This window comes from Virgibacillus profundi (assembly GCF_002287375.1).
Taxonomy (GTDB): domain Bacteria; phylum Bacillota; class Bacilli; order Bacillales; family Amphibacillaceae; genus Virgibacillus_K; species Virgibacillus_K profundi.
Genome location: NZ_NPOA01000001.1, coordinates 499,722 through 519,627 on the forward strand (window position 1 = coordinate 499,722; position 19,906 = coordinate 519,627).

Below are 19,906 nucleotides of genomic sequence, written 5' to 3' on the forward strand. Positions count from 1 at the left end.
ATGCTCACACACTTAAATTAAATTTCTCATTTTACGAATTGATGATTTCGGGTACATAGAGTAATATACTTTTTATTTAAGTAAATTCATGAGACAATTTACATTATTTCCATATAATATTATATAACAGCTTAGGTGTGGTAAGTATGAAGAAGAGAATCTTTATTATTGCCGGTTTAATTATAATCATCGGAATAGTTCTGATCGTTTCAAATAGTCAACTTAAATCATCAACTTTTGAAAATGTAGAAATCCCTGAAGATGAAGTCATAGAAACAATGGAAGAAGAAACAGAAGAAGAGCAAGAACAAAGTCAAGAATCAGAAGAGGAATCCGAAAAACAGGAAACTGGAGAAAGCAGACAGATTTCAAAGATCCTTTTGGATGTAGTACGGGGTACAATTGATTTCTTTTCCAATAGGGAAACTCACGTCGTTGCTATAGGTGACTCCTTGACAAAGGGTGTCGGGGATAGCAAAAAGCAAGGAGGATATGTCGGCATATTGGATCGTTCCATTAATCAGGAAACGGAACTTGTTTTATTTGATAATTACGGAATACGTGGTTACCGTTCTGATCAACTGCTGAAATACCTGGATGAGCCTGAAGTTACTAAAAGCATCACTGATTCGGATATTGTACTGATAACCATTGGTGCAAATGATATTATGCAGGTAGTTAAAAAGAACTTCACAGACTTGAACCTGGATGATTTCATGCAGGAAAGAGATCGTTATGAGGAGAGACTCAGACAAATTTTCACCAAAATTCAGGATATGAATGCTAGTACTGAAATATATTTATTAGGTTTTTATAATCCATTTGAAAAATACTTTCAGGAAATCGAGGAACTTAGTATCATTGTAGAAGAATGGAATAGTACCGGCAAGACTATTGCCGAAGAATATAATAATGTAACATTTATCCCGACAGTGGATCTATTTGATGATCCGAATGCAGATTTATTTGCGGAGGATAATTTCCATCCGAATGATCTTGGCTATCAGCGGATGGCAAGAAGAGTACTTGAATATTTGACTGATGAATAAGGATGAGTGCCATGACCGCAAGAAAAGAACACCGTAAAAATAAAAACAGATGGAAGAAGTTGTTTTTTGGCCTGCTCATTTTAAATATTGCTGTTTTCCTGCTGATTGCTACATTTATATTTTGGCCAGTTTCTGAGACAAATGTAGGGCAAAACCAGGATCGTGAAGAACAGGAAAGCTCCGAATTTATCGTTCGCACAACAAAGCAGAATTTAAATGAATTAGTTAATGCCTATATTGATCAGCTCTTAAGTACGACAAACCATCAATACAGTATTTCATTGGATGAAGATGTCCACTTAACCGGTGAACTGCCGGTATTCTCGAGTACCGTTCCGCTTTCTGTTCACTTTGAACCATTTGTTCAGGAGAACGGTGATATCATTTTAAAACAAAAATCAATTTCAGTTGGATTATTGCAATTACCTAACCAGAAAATCATGGAATATATGGCGAAATATTTGCCCATGCCGGAGTGGGTAACTGTTAATGCAAAGGATGAGGAAATATATGTTGCAGTAACCGACATGGAAATAAGAAGTAATTTTGAAGTTAGTGTAGAGCATATCGATCTTGAAGCAAATAATCTGGCTTTCAAAATTAAAGTTCCCTATGAATCACTTGGTATCAATTTGAATGAATAGAGATTATTAGAGCCGGATTGGAAAGAGTTATTTTGATCCGGCTTAGTAGTCTGGGCAATTTTGTCCTTGAGAAGCTTTCTATACGACCGTTCGTCCTGGTTTTCAGTACGTTGTGAATAGAGAGCCGTTCTATGCGACCGTTCGCACTACTTTCCGCCCCGTTCAGGCGTAGAGATGCCCCTTTATTGGCCAATCAGCTTCATTAGCAGCATTTGGATTCACTCAACTCATTCCCAAAGTTTCCAAAAGCATAAAAAAGAACCATCCACAGAATTGTGAATGGTTCTTTTTATCTAATAACAAATCGTTTTACTTTTGAAGATAATAAGAATATAAATGATTGCTTTGGTAATGTTTGTTCACCAATTACTAGTTTTCTCTCTTTTTTAATTCTGCTGGACTGATAATCTCCCAGCCTTCCCTGATAGATTAACTGCATGTCTTCATGCATTCGAATATCTGCAGGTGTAATAAAGTGGGGCGGTTTTGATAACTGAAATTTTTCCAAATCCTTTAATATTGTTGCCACAAATTGGGAGCAAAAATATGCATTCTTACGATTTATTTTAATATGAAGTAAAATTCCTATTAAGCCAATAAAATTATATCTGTACATTTCTTTCCTTGCTTCAATTTCTTTGATGTTTTGTATAATTGCTTCACACTCAGATTCGGTAATCGTATAGCTGTAGATGGCGCAATTCGAGTTTTTCATAAACTCACTTTGAATATCTTCTACTACAAAGCCACCGATAAACGGATTTTTAGGACGCTTCCTGCCAAAGCTGTACACTTCACTTAAATCAGGTTCAAATGCAATAGAAACATGATTTAATGATTGTTTGGTACAATAATTGATTGCCTTGGATAAATAAGTCCCTGTATCTGTGAAGAGAAAGTAAATCGTTCTCTCTCTCATCGGATTTTCCTCCCCCCAATCTTTACTTGTTGAACCTCTAAAAAAATAGTCTTTTTTCTACTATTACAAAAAACCGTGAATTATACAAGCTATTTTTTTATTTTTATCTTATTTTAATGCTTCTTATTTATATATATGCTGGTTTTACATTGACGAAACCACTTAAATACCGTAAGCTTACGTTGATTGCTATTTATTTTTTATTGGAGGAAATTCAAGCGAAATGATAAATGTTACCAACGTAAGTTTACGATATGGCGATAAAAAGTTGTTTGAGGATGTTAATTTAAAATTCACTCCTGGTAATTGCTATGGATTAATTGGTGCAAACGGTGCCGGTAAATCCACTTTTCTAAAAGTATTATCAGGTGAAATAGAGCCACAGTCTGGAAATATTTCTTTATCCCCCGGCGAGCGCCTTGCTGTTCTAAAACAGGATCACTTTGCCTATGAGGATCAACAGGTGCTTGATACAGTTTTAATGGGGCATGAGAAATTATATGAAGTAAAACGGGAAAAAGACGCTATCTATATGAAAGCAGATTTCTCTGAAGAAGACGGCATGCGTGCAGCAGAGCTTGAAGGTGAGTTTGCTGAAATGAATGGCTGGGAAGCTGAATCAGATGCAGCTGTTCTGCTTAAAGGTCTTGGAATTGATGAATCTCTGCAAATGAAAAATATGGCTGAGCTAACAGGTGACCAAAAAATAAAGGTACTCCTAGCACAAGCCTTATTTGGCAATCCGGATATTTTACTGCTGGATGAACCGACAAACGGACTCGATATTCAGGCAATTCAGTGGCTGGAGGATTTCTTGATCAACTTTGAAAATACGGTTATTGTTGTATCCCATGACCGTCACTTTTTAAATAAAGTATGCACACACATTGCAGATGTTGACTACGGGAAAATCCAAATTTACATTGGGAATTATGATTTCTGGTATGAATCAAGCCAGCTTGCTTCCCAAATGGCACAGGATGCTAACAAAAAGAAGGAAGAAAAAATTAAAGACCTGCAAGCTTTTGTTGCGCGCTTTAGTGCAAATGCCTCAAAATCGAAACAGGCAACATCACGTAAAAAGCTACTTGATAGTATAACACTTGATGACATTAAACCATCTTCACGGAAATATCCATATATTGCCTTCACACCAGAACGCGAAATTGGTAATGATCTATTGCGTGTTGATGGATTAACAAAAACTATTAAAGGTAAAAAGGTGTTGGATAATGTCAGTTTCACCATGAATAAGGATGATAAAATCGCCCTTGTTGGTACAGATGATATTGCCAAAACGACTCTTTTTAAAATATTAATGGGCGAAATGGAAGCAGATAGCGGGACTTTCAGTTGGGGAGTAACAACATCCCAGTCTTATTTTCCGAAAGATAATGCAGCATATTTCGAAAATAATAACCTGCCTCTAGTCGACTGGTTGCGTCAATATTCACCAGAAGATGAAACAGAAACTTTCCTACGTGGTTTCCTAGGCCGGATGCTATTCTCCGGCGAGGAAGCTTTAAAGAAGGCAAATGTTCTATCTGGTGGGGAAAAGGTTCGCTGTATGCTTTCAAAAATGATGCTGAGCAATGCAAACGTATTGCTATTGGATGAGCCAACAAACCACCTGGATCTGGAATCCATTACTTCTTTAAATAATGGCTTAATTAAATTTAAAGGATCCATCCTGTTTACATCACATGACCATCAGTTTATTAACAGTATTGCGAATCGACTTATCGAAATTACCCCAAGCGGCATTATCGATAAAGAAATAAGCTATGATGAATATGTGCGGGATAAAAAGTTACAGAAGCAAATTGCAGAAATGTATGCAAGTTAATTGAAATCTTTTAGCGTCCTCTCTTGGTGGGAGGACGCTTTTTTGCTTCGGTAGTGTCTCGGATTGAGATCTCTTCAGGTATGGCGTGTTCATTCGGTCAAATTAATCCAATTGCCCTCGCCTGGTCTATTTTTTCACTATATAAAATAAGCTCTCCCTTTTAAAAACGGGAGAGCTTATTTTACATTATTTAATTTCTTTTTCTTTTATTTTTGTAAGCATATCCTTTGTCATTTTGTCCAGGTCATATTCCGTCTTAAAACCCCACTCTGCCATTGCTGCTGATGAATCAATACTATTTGGCCAGCTATCAGCAATTTTCTGTCTGACAGGATCAACATGATAGGACATATTGAATTCCGGGATCTGTTTTTGAATGGCGTTGGCAAAATCCTCCGGTGCAGCGGAAATTGCTGATATATTAAAGGCATTGCGATGCTTGAGCTTTCCTGGATCTGCTTCCATTAGCTGAATAATTGCATCAAGTGCATCAGGCATATACATCATATCCATATATGTACCTTCATTTATATAGGATGTATATTTTTTACTTTTGATTGCTTCATAGTAAATTTCCACTGCATAATCAGTTGTTCCTCCACCTGGTGGAGCCACATAGGAGATCAATCCAGGATAACGAACGCCGCGAGTATCCACACCGAAACGATTATAATAATAATCACAAAGCAATTCTCCGGCCACCTTATTCACACCATACATGGTTGTTGGACGCTGCAAGGCATCCTGTGGCGTATTATCCTTTGGTGTGGACGGGCCAAATGCGCCAATAGAGCTTGGCGTAAAGAATTGCAGATCAAGCTCTCTCGCTACCTCTAATGCGTTAATTAAACCACCCATATTCAAATACCATGCTACTTTAGGGAATGCCTCAGCTTTTGCTGACAGCAATGCAGCTAAATGCATGATTGTATCCACATTATGCTTTTTCGCTACTGAAAATAAATCTTCTTCATTTGTCACGTCAACAACTTCAAATGGGCCTGTTTCCGCAACTCCGTCCTTTTCACGGATATCTGTTCCAATTACATTTGATGTTCCATATATATTACGTAATTTTTCAACAAGCTCTGAACCAATTTGTCCAAGGGCTCCTGTAACAAGAATTTTCTTCATTTCCTAAATCCTTTCATACTATCTGGATAAGTCGTTTAAATTAAACCCATTTCCTTACCGACTTTTTCATACACAGCAATTGCTTCATCAAGCATTTCTTTTGTATGTGCAGCTGTTGGCATATTACGCACTCGCCCTGTTCCTCTAGGTACGGTTGGGAATACAATGGATTTAGCATAAACGCCTTCTTCATACAATCGTTTACTGAATTTCTGAGCTTCTTTCTCATTACCAATAATACATGGAGTAATTGGTGTTTCACTTACCCCAATATCAAAGCCTATTTTCTTCAGGCCTTCTTTTAAGTAATTGGCATTATCCCAAAGCTTTTCATTCAGCTCCGTACTTTCCATTAAAAGTTCAATTGCTTTTGTACTTGCAACTGCATCTGCCGGAGAAACAGCTGTTGAGAATAAGAATGGACGTGAGCGAACTTTTAGCCAATCAATTAGATTTGACTTTCCAGCAACATATCCACCAATTACACCAATCGCTTTGGATAATGTACCCATCTGGAAGTCTACTTTATCCTGAAGCCCAAAATGTTTCACTGTTCCTGCACCTTTGCCAAGGACCCCTGACCCATGTGCATCATCTACATATGTGATTAAATCGAATTCTTCAGCAATTTCTACAATTTCAGGAAGTTTTGCAATATCCCCATCCATCGAGAACACGCCATCAGTAATTACCATTATTTTATTGTACTGACCTGATTCGACAGCCTCTTTGGCTTTTTGACGGAGATCTTCCATATCTGAGTGATTGACACGAATAATCTTAGCTTTTGACAACCGGCATCCATCAATGATCGACGCATGATTCAATTCGTCTGACAGGATAGCATCATTTTTATCCATTACAGCAGATATCGCTGCCATATTACAATTAAACCCGGATTGGTAGGAAATCGCTGCTTCAGTTCCCTTAAATGCAGCAAGCTTTTCCTCAAGTTCTATATGAAGATCCAATGTACCATTAATTGTTCGAACTGCACCTGCACCAACACCATGTGAATCTACAACTTGTTTTGCAACCTCTTTTAAACGTTCATCTGTAGCAAGTCCTAGATAATTATTTGACGAGAGATTAATCAGTTCTTTTCCATTAATTGTGATCTTCGGTCCATTTGGTCCCTGTACAGGATCGATTTCATTATATAGACCACGCTCTTTTAAATCTGTAATATTTTCATCTAAAAAATTATCCAATGCTTTACTGGTCATATTTTTAAATTTCCTCCTTATTATATGTAAGCGCTTCATACTAATCCTACTATAAAATGAACGCTTAATTTAATCTCAGTCTAACATAAACAGATCTTTTTGTTTAATAAGATACGGCTTCTGACAAAAAGTAAAACTATTTAATTTATTGTAAGCTTTAATCAAGGTAAATTTATGTCTAATCTTTCATTATTGTAAGAATTTCCTCTGAAAATGTCATAAAAAACCATGGTGATTTATCACTATTTTTATTATACTTTTAGGTAGATATTAATTTTGGAGGCATTAACCATGAAGAAAGTACTTGTCGGACTTTTCGCTGTATTAATTATAGGCTTTGGAGTTGTTGGATTTTCGCAGATGAATGATGGACCAAATGAAATTGTAGATGATGAGAAGAACCATACCATGACGATTAAATCATAATCATAGGATACTTTAACAATAGATGTTTAAAATTAAAAAGGAAAAGGAAAGCATTATTATATAGATGCTTTCCTTTTCCAATTATACCGTTTGATTCATATATATGTTAATCCCGATATTAAAATTATTATTCGACAACAGTTACATCAACTGTACGAACACCCCAGCTATATGCTTCATCTTTAGTTGGGACATGGATATCAATTTTATTACCTTTAATTGCACTGCCAATATCACCTGCAACAGCGTAGCCATAACCTTCCACATATACTTCTGTACCTAGTGGAATAACATTAGGATCTACAGCAATCACTTTTGCACTTGGATTTTCATTTAGGTTGATTCCAGTTGAAGTAACACCGGAACATCCAGCACAGCCTGCTGTATATGCAGTTGCTGTTACCGAAATTGTTTTACCTTCTGCTTCTTGCTTTGTTTCAGTTTCTTTTTCACTTGATTCTTTTGCAGACACATTGTTCTGTGTATTTTGTTTGCTTTCTTCTGAACTTTCTTTTGGTTCTTCAGTAATCTCTGCAGCTGGTTTGTCTTCCTGTGAAACATTTACACCTTTTATTGTTAATTCCTGACCAATAACAATGACAGAAGATGTAAGACTATTCCATTCTTTTAGTTCATCTACAGTTACATCATGGTCATTTCCGATACTGATGAGTGTATCCCCTTTTTGCACTACATATTCTTCATTAATAAATAGTGTTTGTTTTGGATGAATCATTGTAGATTTTAATTCATTTATATCAACCAATTCATCAACGGTAGTATTATAGTTTTCTGCAATATCCCAAAGGCTATCTCCTTTTTGTACTTCATATTCTTCTGCTGAGACATTCGTTACAGCTGCTCCGGCGATAATGACGCCTGTAGCAATTGCGGCTACTAATTTTTTCATTAGGTAGTCCCTCCTTAAATTTCTAACATTGCCTATACTATCACATGCAAATGGGCAATACAGTTACAGGAGGTTTAAGAGTCTGTTACAAGATTCGCCTAAACAGCAGAAAATATTACAAATGTAATTTCATTGATACAAAAGTCTATTGTAAATTACATTAACGTTACTAAAGTCATAGAATAATAGATTTTGTAATAAATAAAAGCTCTTTTCGTAAACTTCTGCACTTCGTTCTCCTCACCAAAATACTGGGACTGCGCACTGCTCGCCCCATCGAAACCATTTGTTGCTTTTTTAACTTTCGTAGTTTCTATAAAGTGCGACATAGTGAAAATTCATTTGCAAACGCTGGTTGAGAGTGGGGATTCGCTACGGAAACACATTTCGCTTTCCGCGGGCGGCTGGTGAGCCTCCTCGTGCTACGCACTCCGGGGTCTCACCTATGCCTTTCCTCCCGCAGGAGTCTTCAATGTGTTTCCTCCGCTGGATTCCCGATTACTGCCGATGTACTGCATTAGTAATCAATTTTCAAAACATCAAACCACCTCACCAGTTCGGGTGAGCGAAGGGCGGTGACTCCTGCGGGAATAGCACGTGTCCGAAGACCCCGCAGAGTGGTTTTCTCGAGGAGGCTAAGGCCGTGCCCGCGGAAAGCATCCGCCCGGAGCGATCCCGAACGGCCATTATAGCAAACACTTATAGCAAACAGTAATTACGTCGTCTTTTATATCAACTATGGCACAGTATAACAACAAGTCTTTTGATGGGGCGAGTAATCGCAGTCCCAAATCACTTCGGTGGGACGAGCAGTGCGCAGTCCCAATCTATGCGAAAAACACCCTAAACAAAAGCACACCCAAAGCGATAAATTGGATGTGCTTTTTGAATATTATTTTGTTACTAATGCCTTTTTCCCCTCAAATGCATCATTGTATTTATCATTATAAAGATGACATGCAACCCAGTGGTCCTTTTCGTACTCTTGAAATTCTGGTACAACCTCGGCACATATATCCGTCGCAAATGGACATCTCGTTCTGAAGCGACAACCACTTGGCGGATTAACCGGACTTGGCACATCACCTTCTACTATGATTCGCTCTCTTGATCGTTCTACTTCAGGGTCTGAAATTGGTATCGCACTTAACAATGCCTGTGTATATGGGTGTAACGGTTCTGCGTATAAATCATCACTTGTAGCGATTTCAGCCATATTTCCAAGATACATGACACCAACACGATCACTGATATGTTTTACCATGGATAGATCATGAGCAATAAACAGATAGGTTAATCCATGTTCCTTCTGCAATCTTTGTAATAGATTAACGACCTGTGCCTGAATCGATACATCCAGTGCAGAAATCGGCTCATCTGCCACGATAAACTCCGGATCTACAGCGAGGGCACGAGCAATTCCAATCCGTTGGCGCTGTCCACCACTGAACTCATGGGGGTAGCGGTTACCATGTTCCTCACTTAAACCAACTGTTTTTAATAATTCATTCACTCGGTCCAAGCGTTCTTGTTTACTTTTTGCCAGACCGTGAATATCAATACCCTCAGCGATAATATCTTTCACCGTCATTCTAGGGTTCAGGGATGCATATGGGTCTTGAAAGATCATCTGCATATCACGGTTGAATTTCTTTAGTTCTCTTTTTGTTTTTTTGGTATGGACGTTTTCCCCGTTAAAATCAACTTCCCCTGCAGTTGCCTCATATAAACGCATAATCGTACGTCCTGCAGTAGATTTTCCACAGCCGGATTCACCCACCAGGCCGAAGGTTTCCCCTTTATAAATGTCAAAGGTGATCCCATCGACTGCTTTTAACGTACTATTTCGATCCAGCTTAAAATGTTTTTTCAAATCCTTAATTTCCAGTAATTTTTCCTGTTTAGCCATGTACTTTTGCACCTCCTACGATAGCAGATTCAGGGGGCTCTACTTCCGGTGCACGTTCATCCAATAACCAGCAGGCCGTTTTCTGTGTATCTGATAGATTCGTATATTCCGGCATATGATTCTCACACAACTTCATCGCATACGGGCAGCGCGCTACAAACGGACAGCCCTTCGGTGGATCTGCCAGATCTGGCGGGGATCCTGGGATCGCCTGTAATTCTTCTTCCCCATTGTTAATTTTCGGCATCGAACTCAATAAGCCCCATGTATACGGATGCTTTGGATTGTAAAAAATCTCATCCACATTTCCTGTTTCGACAATTTTCCCACCGTACATTACCGCTACACGACTCGCCGCATTTGCTACCACCCCTAAATCATGGGTGATCAGAATAATCGCTGTTCCGGTTTTCTGCTGCAAGTCACGCATCAAATCAAGGATTTGTGCCTGAATGGTTACATCAAGTGCGGTCGTCGGCTCATCCGCGATAAGAACTTTCGGGTTACAGGCAAGCGCGATCGCTATCATCGCACGCTGCCGCATTCCTCCCGAATATTCATGCGGGTATTGATTAATACGCTTTTCCGGATTGGGAATTCCAACCAGCTTTAAAAGCTCTACTCCCCGGTTATGCGCTTCTTTTTTCGACATATTCTGATGCTTGATTAACCCTTCGGCAATTTGCTTACCAATCGTCATCGTTGGGTTTAATGATGTCATCGGATCCTGGAAAATCATACTAATATCTTTTCCACGGATGCTTTCCATTTGGCTTTCCGATTTCTTGGTTAAATCTTCGCCATTAAACAAGATGGAGCCACCCGCAAATTTCCCGGGAGGCATCGGGGTCAGCCGCATCAATGATTGGGCGGTTACACTTTTCCCTGATCCAGACTCTCCTACAATAGCCAATGTTTCCTTCTCATCCAGTTCAAAACTGACGCCACGAACAGCTTGTACTTCTGCTTGATAGGTGTCAAAATAAATCGCCAAATCCTTCACTTCTAATAATTTACTCATTTACATATCCTCCCATCTCTAGCGTTCTTTCGGATCCAATGCATCTCTCATTCCGTCTCCTATCACATTAAATGCCAGCATCGTTAAACAGATAAAGAATGCCGGGAAAAATAACTGTGATGGATAATACTGCAGTGCCGACAAGCCATCAGACGACATCGTTCCCCAACTTGCTAGTGGTGCCGGTACCCCGAGACCAAGGAAGCTCAGGAATGCTTCGGTAAAGATTGCCGTTGGAATGGTTAAAGTTAACGTAACAAGTATGGGACCAAGTGTGTTTGGTACCAGGTGTTTAAACATAAGCCTGGAATTGCTTGCACCCAAGGAGCGCGACGCCATGACATATTCCTCCGAACGTAACTGCAACACCTGTCCCCGAACAATCCTTGCCATATTAATCCACCCCGTTATCGTCATTGCAATAATTAAGGTCCAAAGACCCGGTGGCAATATAACCATTAACAATATAACAACTAAAAGATACGGTACACCATACAGTACATCAGCAACACGCATCATATATTCATCTACTTTTCCACCAAAGAAACCAGCGACTGATCCCCAGATAATTCCAATAACCAGGTCAATCAGAGCTGCCATTAATCCAATAAACAGAGAAATCTTGGCACCGTACCAAGTTCTGGCAAATACATCCCTTCCTAAGTTATCTGTGCCAAACCAATGTTCTGCAGATGGGGACTGATTGACATTTAGTAAGTCATTACCGTCGTAGGTGTGACCGGAGATGGGGCCGCCAATAAACGACATAATTCCAAGCAGGACAATAATGACAACTCCCGCCAAGGCTAATTTGTTTTTCCGAAAGCGGCGCCATGCATCCTTCCAATAGGAAGTACTTTTACCAACAATCTTTTCCGATTCTGCATGGTCCACCTGTAACGGTTCAAAATCTGCCTGTTTAAATTCTGATTGTGCCATTATTTCGAAGCCCCCTTATCTGTGACTTTAATTCTAGGATCGACCAGCCCATATAATAAATCTACCAACAGGATCGAAACGAGCAGAAGTACACTAAAGAATACTGTCGTTCCCATAATTACGGTATAGTCACGATTCGTAACACTTACGACAAACTCATTACCGAGGCCGGGAATACCAAATATTTTTTCAATGATAAAGCTTCCAGTCAAAATCGATACAACCAGTGGGCCCAAATAAGAAACAACCGGTAAAATAGCGTTTCTCAGGGCATGTTTATAGGTTACCACCCGTTCACTTAAGCCTTTGGATTTCGCTGTTTTTATATAGTCCGAATGCAGGACATCCAGCATACTGGAGCGCATCAGTCTTGCGATAAAGGCAAGTGGTGTAGTGGCCAGCGCTACTGCCGGTAAAATTGTATGGGCGAATGATTCAAATCTTGCAATAGGCAATGCCTGCAGTTTGATTGCGAAAATATATTGCAGAATTGTAGCCATGATAAAGCTTGGTACCGATATTCCAAGTACAGCGATGACCATCGCTGTATAATCACCAAATTTATTATGTTTTACCGCTGCAATAACCCCCAGTAATACCCCTATCGAGAGGGCAATCAAAATTGCCTCCACACCCAGAATCAGGGAATAGGGAAAGCTTCTTGCGATAATCTCGGTAACATCCTGTCCTACATATTTAATGGATGGACCGAAATCGAATTGAAATGCACTGAAAAGATAATTGAAATACTGGACATGAATAGGCTCATTTAATCCATAAGCCTCGTTCATCTGTGCCTCAAGTGCCGGTGTCAGCGCCCTCTCTGATGCGAATGGACTACCTGGTGCTGCCTGCATGAGGAAAAATGTGATCGTAATGATGAAAAATAGCGAAACAATGATATATACGAGTCTTTTTAATAAATATTTAGCCAAGAGCTTTACACCTCCGCGTCCTTTGAATTTTTACTATTCTATACCAATTATTATTTTTGGAATTATCTTTTTTTTAACAATAAAATAAGGGTGAAATTAATCACCCCTTTAAACAGTTCACTATCTCTATTAAACTAACAACAACAGCTTGATAGAAATAGAAAACGATTACATATACAAAGCTGCCCTAAAAAGTCTAAACTACTTTTATAGATTTTATCAAAGGAGTTATATTCTCATGCTGTATTAAAACATTACTTTTTATAAACATTCAATTATAAGGTATATAGATTTCGCTATATACCTTATAATTTTTAAAGTTATTGTTCAGTTAAATATCCCCATTTAAATTGAACGCCACCAAGTGGGGAAACTTCGATGCCATGAACATAATCCTGGCTTAGCCATGCATTCGTGTAGAAGTACACTGGTGCAATTGGCATATCATCCATAAAGATTTGTTCAGCCTGACGCAGGATATCTTTACGTGCTGCATCATCTGTTTCTGTTCTTGATTGTTCAATCAGATCAGAGTATTCTTCACTTTCCCAATTCGTATAGTTATTTCCACCAACAGATTGGAAGATTTCCAGGAAGTTAATCGCATCGTTAAAGTCAGCTAACCAGCCCATACGTCCAATTTGGTAGTTTCCAGCACCCATACTGTCAAGGTATACGTTCCATTCTTCATTATTAAGCTCAACTTCTACTCCAAGATTTTCTTTCCACATAGCCTGAACAGCTTGCGCAATCGCCGCATGTGCTTCACTTGTGTTATAAGAAAGCTTGACAGCTGGTAGTTCGTCTAGACCTAATTCTTCCAGTCCTGTTTCTAAATATTCTTTCGCAGCTTCGGGATCGTTATCTGCAAAGTAACCTTCATTATTTTCTTCCCAAATAGATGGTGGTACTAATGCCATTGCAGGTTGTTCTTCACGTTGTGTAATACTTTGTACGATACCTTCACGGTTAATAGCTGATGCAAAAGCTTTACGAATATTTACATTGTCAAATGGTGACTCTTCCGTATTGAATGAATAATAGTATACACCCGCTAAAGAAGAAAGATTCAATGAACCATCTTCCGTTAATGAAGGAATTGCTGCAAGTGGAAGTGAATCAGTTGGATCCCCTGCCCAATCCAGCTCGCCACTATTATACATTTCTAAAGCTGTATTCTCATCATCAACCATATACATATTAACAGTTTCCAGTTTTACAGTTTCTGCATCCCAGTAATCAGGATTTTTCTTAAGAACAATCTGGTTTTTATGTTCCCATGATTCCAGAGTGAATGGACCATTTGTTACATAATTCTCTGTTACATCTTGTGCCCATTCATCATTACCATCAACTACATTATGGTTTACCGGATAGTAAGTATAGAATGCTGTTAGATCCAGGAAATATGGTGTTGGCTGTGCAAGTTCAACGACTAATGTTTGATCATCTTCAGCAGTGATTCCCACATCATCGATGGAACCGCCTTCTTCTTTGGCAGCCTGCGCACCTTTAATTACATATAATTGGTAAGCATAGTCAGTATCAGCATTATCCGGGTCTAAAACCCATTCCCAAGCATATTCGAAATCTTGTGCTGTTACAGGATCACCATTGGACCATGTAGCATCTTCTCGGATTTTAAAAGTATATGTTGTTTGGTCTTCCGACATTTCATACGATTCTGCCATCGCTTCTTCTACTTCACCTTCTTGATTAATTCGCATTAACCCTTCGAAGACCTGATCAAGAACAGCTCCCGATGTAGTATCAGTTGCAAGTCCCGGATGTAAAGAAGGAGGCTCTGACTTAATATTTATATCAAATGTTTGGTCAGCAGCTAATTCGCCCTCACCATCCGATCCCTCTGAATCTTCTGAGCTCCCTGAATCCTCTGAGCCCTCGGAGCTATCTGAACCTGAATCTTCAGTTTCCTCCGTATCTCCTGAGTCATTTCCATCACTACTTTCAGAGTCATCCCCTGCACAAGCAGCTAGAAAAATACTCATAGCAAATACTAGTACTAAAAGTATGGACCACTTCTTCAATTTCATTTTTTGACCTCCCCATAGTATTCCTTTTTATTTAACAGACAATTCATAATTACCTGTGTCGAATATTATACTATTGATTCACGAAAATTTCACTATATTTTTAAAAGTAATTTACAATTTATTTACTTACCCTTCTTCGCAATTATTAATTAACTCATGATAAACGCTGTAATACCAACACGTTAGCCAAGTTTATAAAGTTAGTAATTATCGAAAACTTCACCAAAATAAAAAAAGAATTAACCGGATTCAGTTCATTCCAAATTCTAGTATTTCCCTTATTATGTAAATAAATCCTGTGAAACTCTATTAATAAAGATAGGAATATTGCATAAGTATAAGGACTCCAATTTAAGGAGTCCTTTACCTATTTCTAATAATAGCTAAACAATTAATTAAATAATCCTTTAAAGAAATTACCTAATTGATTGAAGAACTCACTAAAGAAATTAGCTACCTTTTCCCAGAATCCTGCATCCAGACCAAGTTCTTCTGCTTTATCTTTAATCGTTGTAGCAAGATCCTCCAACTGACTTTTTACTTTACCAAAATCGATGTTCAAATCACGCATTTTTTCAAATAAATCAACAAGCATCTGGCGGTCTGCATCACTTAAGGAAATTTCGAGTTTATCCAGCTGCTCTTTGACAATTCGCTCCACATCTTCTTTTGTTGCCGGATTTTGATCAGCAATTGTTTTTTTAATTTCTGTCAGCAACTCACTAACCTTTTCCTGACTCATTCCGTCTTTTTCAGCCAGGTCTGTTGCTACATCAAGCTCTTCATTCGCTAATTCCATCCGCTCTTTATCAAGCTGCTCTCCTTCAGCATCATAGGCTTTATAAATACCGGTTAATGCAGAATGACCACTTACCTTAACTGGTGAAACAACATCTACAGTAGCATTTTCAACTCCGGCTGTTAATAATGCATTGGCATACATTTCATTTGTTACTGCTGTGATATTTTCAGGTGTTACTACATTAATGGTTAACCCATTTCCTTCTTCCTGTCGCATAATTTTTGCTGAAGAAAACAATCTCGCAGTTGGATCACCGTCGATATAGTTTGCTACATCCTGACCTGTTACATTGTATTCCACAACTGATTCCGGATCTGTTACTTCTAAAAGTTCACGTACCTCAGCCTTTTGTTCATCTGTTAATGTGTCCCCATAAACAACAATCGGGCTACCCAGTTTTTCATTAATACTATCCGTATCAGTTGCCCCATCAGCCGCCAAAACAGGGAGAGTCATTCCTGTTACCAACCCAACAATCAATAGAAGCATAATGACTTTTTTCACATGATATCTCATATTTTTAATTTCTCCTTTTACATTACATTCTTCAAGTCGAGGTGTACACAATGAAAATTACATGGAATTCATTGTCCGTTTATTATAACGTTTTCTGTCCAATATGAACACATATTATATTTTTTCTTTACTTGTAATTAACAAATCAGCAGCAAACCTGAGCATTATACTTTAGATTTTCAATCGAATGAGATATATTTAGGGTAACGAAATACTTTTAGAAAGAAGGGCATTTAAATCACAGAGCAAAACTCAATTGTCAAACGCAACTTAGCAATCATGTGGTTTGCTAACTTTTTTATTGCCGGAAGTATTACAATGGTGCTTCCATTTATCTCATTATACATTGATTCATTCGGGAACTTCTCTAATTCCTATGTACAAAATTGGTCTGGTTGGATTTTTGCAATCACATTTGTGACTGCTTTTATCTTTTCACCAATCTGGGGACGCATTGGAGATAAGTATGGGAGGAAAAAAATACTCATCATCTCTGCCTTAGGTATTGGTCTATCCGTATTTTTAATGGGGTTTGCCACATCGGTCTGGCAGCTTTTTTTGTTGCGCCTGTTTATGGGGATTGTAACAGGATTCATTCCTATGTCACAAGCACTTATCGCAACACAAACACCTAAAAAAGTCGCAGGAAGAGTCCTTGGAACACTGCAAACTGGAAGCATCACGGGAGCATTAATGGGGCCACTGCTTGGCGGTGCACTTGCAGATGCATTTGGTTATGCGAATACATTTAAATGGGTTTCCATTACAATATTTATTTCCGCTATCATTGTTTTATTTGGTATAAAAGAAGTTAAAATGAAATTATCCAGTGATGAAAATGATTATAAATCCTATTCCAGTAAAGAAGTCATCAAACACATCCTGAATAGGCCGGTATTGTTAATCGTCATGCTTATCTCTGTGTTGGTACAGGTAGCACATTTCAGTATTCAGCCTATTCTATCACTTTTTGTGGCTGAGATTCATGGACCTGTGAGCATAGCCTTCTTCTCAGGCATGGCTTTTTCAGCTGCAGGATTGGGAAATTTGTTAATGACCAGAAAATGGGGTAGATTAGGTGACCGCATCGGTTATGTTAAAATACTAATCTTTCTGTTGTTTATGGCAGGAATTGTTTATTTCCCTGGAGCATTTGTAACAAATATATGGCAGCTTGTCATTCTAAGATTCTTACTCGGCGTTTCTATCGGCGGGATCGTTCCTGTAAGAATTGCTTACATTCGTCAGGAAGCACCATTATCCATGCAGGGTGAAGTACTTGGCTACAACACAAGCCTTCGCTTTCTGGGAAATATTATAGGACCTGCGTTAGGTGGAGCACTTTCAGGATTCTTTGGTTTCTCATCTGTATTTTTTGTAACAAGTGGGATCCTCATTCTGAGTGGTGTTATCATGTTAGTTACCTGGTATAAATATGAATATGAAGGAAAACATTCACGGTCTTTATCTACGAATAGAGGATAAATCAAGACCTCTGGAAGCTCCAGTGCTTTCAGAGGTCTTTTTTAGTATGGGATATGAATCTGGACGATATTTATTTCCCTATTATAATGATTTATCGTTAACACAAGATGCACAACGATTGATTTGTTTTTATAAATATGCTAAAACTAACAGAGCTTAAGAAATATTTTAATCAGAAAGAAAGTGATGGCAATGGGTATAGTCGTAGTCGAAGTATGTGACGGAAATGCAATCACTACAGTAAATATAGAAGAAATAATCGAATCAGAATTTCCAGAAGTAGCCGTATTAATGAATGAATGCTTATCATTTTGCGGTTTATGTCGAGTTAAACCATACGCACTCGTTAACAATAGACGCATTTTCGGTAATACACCTGAAGAATGTTTAGATAAAGTAAGAAAAGCCATAAAAGAAGAACTAGCTGTTTATCAATAATCAGCTAGTTCTTCTTTTTCATTTTTATCGACAAAATATTACCCGGGAAATATAATTGTCGAAATTACAGACTTGCTTTAAATATTTCAACCGAATCCTGTCTTGTCAATTTCTTGAAATTACCATATTCCGAGTTTGCGATGACTGTTTTATCAGCCATAGATTCAACTGAACTTTCATTAATGGAATAAGCAGCAAGTGTAGCTGGTGCGCCAATGCTATCCCAAAAGTTGCGGAGCTTCCCGATTCCCTCGAGTGCTACATCATAATCTGATTTATTTCCCGCTTCCACGTTAAACACACGAACAGCAAGCTGTTTAAATCGTGCAGCATTTCCCTCATCAAGTACATGCTTCATCCAATTTGGAAATAGGATTGCCAGTCCCCCTCCATGTGGAATATCATGTATGGCAGAAGCAGCATGCTCCAAATTATGTGTTGCCCAGTCACCGCGATACCCCATGTTCAACATGTCATTTAATGCAAGTGTACCTGATAGCATGATTGTTTCACGAAGTTCATAGTTTTCCGAGTCATCCAGTAATTTAGGCGCTGTTTCCATCACTGTTTGTAAAATGGATTCACAAAAACGATCCTGAACTTTCGTATTCGTAGTTTGGTGGAAATAATGTTCCAGAACATGTGACATAATATCCACCATGCCATAAACAGTTTGATCTCTTGGTACCGAATACGTATGAACCGGATCCAGAATGGAAAACTTCGGCCATGTGTAAGAACATCCCCAACCATATTTCTCATTCGTCTCCCAGTTTGTAATAACAGATCCGCGATTCATTTCCGATCCTGTCGCAGCAATCGTTAGTACTGTACCAAAAGGCAGGGCGTCTGTTGCTTTTTTCTTTTTAGTGACAATATCCCACATATCAACATCCGTTTTTGCTCCTGCTGCGATTGCCTTTGTACAATCAATCGTACTTCCACCACCGACTGCCAACACAAATTCAATGTCTTCTTTTTTACAAATTCCGACACCTTTGCGAACTGTTGAAATGCGCGGATTTGGCTCTACACCCGGAAGTTCAAAAACCTCTGCATTAATCTCAGCTAATTTTTCCATTACATTATCATAAATGCCATTTCGCTTAATGCTTCCGCCACCATATACAATTAAAACTTTTTTGCCGTATTGCTCAACCTCTTTTGGCAGTGCCTCCAATTGCCCTTTGCCAAAAATTAATTTTGTCGGATTATAGTACGTAAAGTTTTCCATAAACTTTTTCCTCCTTATTTGGTAAAAACAACAACGTCCATTTCTACGAGCACGTCATTCGGCAATCTGCTAACTTCTACAGTCGCTCTGGCAGGATATGGCTCTGTTAGATAACTTCCATAAATTTCATTCACTGTAGAAAAATCATTCATTGAATTCAGATAAATAGTGAATTTTACTACTTTGGAAAAATCAGTACCTGCTTCTGTTAAAATTGCTTTCAGGTTATTCAGTACCTGATTTGTCTGGTTATCAATCCCTTCCACCACGTCACCGGTTTTAGGATCAATTCCAATCTGTCCGGAAACATAAATAAAGTCACCTGCCTGAATTGCCTGTGAATACGGTCCAATTGCTGCTGGAGCATGTTCTGTATGTATTGCTTTTACCATAATAATTTCCTCCTAAATTAGCTATTT

Annotated in this window: 18 protein-coding genes; 6 read left to right on the top strand and 12 right to left on the bottom strand. The window is 38.5% G+C overall.

What is annotated here, in order from left to right; translation table 11 throughout:
- The first annotated feature begins 146 nt into the window (after window positions 1–146).
- Together CIL05_RS02015 and CIL05_RS02020 are read left to right on the top strand one after the other, a co-directional pair.
- Window positions 147–1,049, top strand: a complete 903-nt coding sequence (locus tag CIL05_RS02015; protein ID WP_095653823.1) for an SGNH/GDSL hydrolase family protein — start codon at window positions 147–149, stop codon at window positions 1,047–1,049.
- Window positions 1,050–1,060: 11 nt separating this feature from the next.
- Window positions 1,061–1,693, top strand: a complete 633-nt coding sequence (locus tag CIL05_RS02020; RefSeq protein WP_095653824.1) for a YpmS family protein — start codon at window positions 1,061–1,063, stop codon at window positions 1,691–1,693.
- A 289-nt stretch (window positions 1,694–1,982) separates the two neighbouring features.
- Here CIL05_RS02020 and CIL05_RS02025 read toward each other — a convergent pair whose 3' ends face one another.
- Window positions 1,983–2,612: a hypothetical protein gene (locus tag CIL05_RS02025; protein ID WP_095653825.1), complete on the bottom strand. Its 630-nt coding sequence runs from the start codon at window positions 2,610–2,612 to the stop codon at window positions 1,983–1,985.
- A 223-nt stretch (window positions 2,613–2,835) separates the two neighbouring features.
- On the opposite strand from CIL05_RS02025, the gene CIL05_RS02030 reads away from it, so the two are divergent.
- Window positions 2,836–4,458 carry an ABC-F family ATP-binding cassette domain-containing protein gene (locus CIL05_RS02030; RefSeq protein WP_095653826.1) on the top strand — a complete coding sequence of 541 codons (1,623 nt, stop codon included), beginning with the start codon at window positions 2,836–2,838 and terminating at the stop codon, window positions 4,456–4,458.
- A gap of 186 nt (window positions 4,459–4,644) precedes the next feature.
- On the opposite strand, the gene CIL05_RS02035 is transcribed toward CIL05_RS02030, so the two are convergent.
- Together CIL05_RS02035 and CIL05_RS02040 are read right to left on the bottom strand one after the other, a co-directional pair.
- A complete protein-coding gene (locus tag CIL05_RS02035) occupies window positions 4,645–5,592 on the bottom strand; it encodes an L-threonine 3-dehydrogenase (RefSeq protein ID WP_095653827.1) in 948 nt (315 codons plus the stop codon).
- 35 nt (window positions 5,593–5,627) lie between these two features.
- Window positions 5,628–6,818, bottom strand: coding sequence for a glycine C-acetyltransferase (locus CIL05_RS02040; RefSeq protein WP_095653828.1), 1,191 nt, complete (start codon window positions 6,816–6,818; stop codon window positions 5,628–5,630).
- Window positions 6,819–7,109: 291 nt separating this feature from the next.
- Between CIL05_RS02040 and CIL05_RS22750 the strand changes: the two genes are divergently transcribed.
- The gene (locus tag CIL05_RS22750; RefSeq protein WP_276245322.1) at window positions 7,110–7,244 is read left to right on the top strand and encodes a hypothetical protein; all 135 of its coding nucleotides are present in this window, start codon (window positions 7,110–7,112) and stop codon (window positions 7,242–7,244) included.
- 127 nt (window positions 7,245–7,371) lie between these two features.
- Here CIL05_RS22750 and CIL05_RS02045 read toward each other — a convergent pair whose 3' ends face one another.
- The 7 genes from CIL05_RS02045 to CIL05_RS02075 form a co-directional block, all read right to left on the bottom strand.
- A complete protein-coding gene (locus CIL05_RS02045) occupies window positions 7,372–8,154 on the bottom strand; it encodes a 3D domain-containing protein (protein ID WP_095653829.1) in 783 nt (260 codons plus the stop codon).
- Window positions 8,155–9,046: 892 nt separating this feature from the next.
- Window positions 9,047–10,063: an ABC transporter ATP-binding protein gene (locus CIL05_RS02050; RefSeq protein WP_095653830.1), complete on the bottom strand. Its 1,017-nt coding sequence runs from the start codon at window positions 10,061–10,063 to the stop codon at window positions 9,047–9,049.
- Complete coding sequence (locus tag CIL05_RS02055; protein ID WP_095653831.1) at window positions 10,056–11,084, bottom strand: ABC transporter ATP-binding protein; 1,029 nt, start codon at window positions 11,082–11,084, stop codon at window positions 10,056–10,058. Before CIL05_RS02055 ends, CIL05_RS02050 begins: the two co-directional genes overlap by 8 nt.
- Before the next feature lie 18 nt (window positions 11,085–11,102).
- A complete protein-coding gene (locus CIL05_RS02060; protein ID WP_095653832.1) occupies window positions 11,103–12,023 on the bottom strand; it encodes an ABC transporter permease in 921 nt (306 codons plus the stop codon).
- Window positions 12,023–12,958, bottom strand: a complete 936-nt coding sequence (locus CIL05_RS02065; protein WP_095653833.1) for an ABC transporter permease — start codon at window positions 12,956–12,958, stop codon at window positions 12,023–12,025. Before CIL05_RS02065 ends, CIL05_RS02060 begins: the two co-directional genes overlap by 1 nt.
- A gap of 320 nt (window positions 12,959–13,278) precedes the next feature.
- Window positions 13,279–15,012 carry a peptide ABC transporter substrate-binding protein gene (locus tag CIL05_RS02070; protein WP_095653834.1) on the bottom strand — a complete coding sequence of 578 codons (1,734 nt, stop codon included), beginning with the start codon at window positions 15,010–15,012 and terminating at the stop codon, window positions 13,279–13,281.
- Between the two features lie 391 nt (window positions 15,013–15,403).
- Complete coding sequence (locus tag CIL05_RS02075; RefSeq protein ID WP_095653835.1) at window positions 15,404–16,330, bottom strand: DUF1002 domain-containing protein; 927 nt, start codon at window positions 16,328–16,330, stop codon at window positions 15,404–15,406.
- Between the two features lie 279 nt (window positions 16,331–16,609).
- On the opposite strand from CIL05_RS02075, the gene CIL05_RS02080 reads away from it, so the two are divergent.
- Both CIL05_RS02080 and CIL05_RS02085 read left to right on the top strand, forming a co-directional pair.
- Window positions 16,610–17,815 carry an MFS transporter gene (locus tag CIL05_RS02080; protein WP_095653836.1) on the top strand — a complete coding sequence of 402 codons (1,206 nt, stop codon included), beginning with the start codon at window positions 16,610–16,612 and terminating at the stop codon, window positions 17,813–17,815.
- Window positions 17,816–18,007: 192 nt separating this feature from the next.
- A complete protein-coding gene (locus tag CIL05_RS02085) occupies window positions 18,008–18,253 on the top strand; it encodes a YuzB family protein (RefSeq protein WP_095654058.1) in 246 nt (81 codons plus the stop codon).
- Window positions 18,254–18,317: 64 nt separating this feature from the next.
- On the opposite strand, the gene CIL05_RS02090 is transcribed toward CIL05_RS02085, so the two are convergent.
- Window positions 18,318–19,487, bottom strand: coding sequence for an iron-containing alcohol dehydrogenase (locus tag CIL05_RS02090; protein ID WP_095653837.1), 1,170 nt, complete (start codon window positions 19,485–19,487; stop codon window positions 18,318–18,320).
- 14 nt (window positions 19,488–19,501) lie between these two features.
- Window positions 19,502–19,879 (bottom strand): RidA family protein, encoded by a 378-nt coding sequence (locus CIL05_RS02095; protein ID WP_095653838.1) that lies wholly within the window; start codon window positions 19,877–19,879, stop codon window positions 19,502–19,504.
- Between the last annotated feature and the right edge of the window lie 27 nt (window positions 19,880–19,906).

What these genes read in the sequence shown, in the direction of transcription:
- CIL05_RS02055 (WP_095653831.1), bottom strand. Translation starts at nt 11,084, where the DNA reads ATGAGTAAATTATTAGAAGTGAAGGATTTGGCGATTTATTTTGACACC.
- CIL05_RS02020 (WP_095653824.1), top strand. Translation starts at nt 1,061, where the DNA reads ATGACCGCAAGAAAAGAACACCGTAAAAATAAAAACAGATGGAAGAAG.
- CIL05_RS02090 (WP_095653837.1), bottom strand. Translation starts at nt 19,487, where the DNA reads ATGGAAAACTTTACGTACTATAATCCGACAAAATTAATTTTTGGCAAA.
- CIL05_RS02025 (WP_095653825.1), bottom strand. Translation starts at nt 2,612, where the DNA reads ATGAGAGAGAGAACGATTTACTTTCTCTTCACAGATACAGGGACTTAT.
- CIL05_RS02080 (WP_095653836.1), top strand. Translation starts at nt 16,610, where the DNA reads ATGTGGTTTGCTAACTTTTTTATTGCCGGAAGTATTACAATGGTGCTT.
- CIL05_RS02040 (WP_095653828.1), bottom strand. Translation starts at nt 6,818, where the DNA reads ATGACCAGTAAAGCATTGGATAATTTTTTAGATGAAAATATTACAGAT.
- CIL05_RS02085 (WP_095654058.1), top strand. Translation starts at nt 18,008, where the DNA reads ATGGGTATAGTCGTAGTCGAAGTATGTGACGGAAATGCAATCACTACA.
- CIL05_RS02050 (WP_095653830.1), bottom strand. Translation starts at nt 10,063, where the DNA reads ATGGCTAAACAGGAAAAATTACTGGAAATTAAGGATTTGAAAAAACAT.
- CIL05_RS02045 (WP_095653829.1), bottom strand. Translation starts at nt 8,154, where the DNA reads ATGAAAAAATTAGTAGCCGCAATTGCTACAGGCGTCATTATCGCCGGA.
- CIL05_RS02075 (WP_095653835.1), bottom strand. Translation starts at nt 16,330, where the DNA reads ATGAGATATCATGTGAAAAAAGTCATTATGCTTCTATTGATTGTTGGG.
- CIL05_RS02015 (WP_095653823.1), top strand. Translation starts at nt 147, where the DNA reads ATGAAGAAGAGAATCTTTATTATTGCCGGTTTAATTATAATCATCGGA.
- CIL05_RS02060 (WP_095653832.1), bottom strand. Translation starts at nt 12,023, where the DNA reads ATGGCACAATCAGAATTTAAACAGGCAGATTTTGAACCGTTACAGGTG.
- CIL05_RS02070 (WP_095653834.1), bottom strand. Translation starts at nt 15,012, where the DNA reads ATGAAATTGAAGAAGTGGTCCATACTTTTAGTACTAGTATTTGCTATG.
- CIL05_RS02095 (WP_095653838.1), bottom strand. Translation starts at nt 19,879, where the DNA reads ATGGTAAAAGCAATACATACAGAACATGCTCCAGCAGCAATTGGACCG.
- CIL05_RS02030 (WP_095653826.1), top strand. Translation starts at nt 2,836, where the DNA reads ATGATAAATGTTACCAACGTAAGTTTACGATATGGCGATAAAAAGTTG.
- CIL05_RS02035 (WP_095653827.1), bottom strand. Translation starts at nt 5,592, where the DNA reads ATGAAGAAAATTCTTGTTACAGGAGCCCTTGGACAAATTGGTTCAGAG.
- CIL05_RS22750 (WP_276245322.1), top strand. Translation starts at nt 7,110, where the DNA reads ATGAAGAAAGTACTTGTCGGACTTTTCGCTGTATTAATTATAGGCTTT.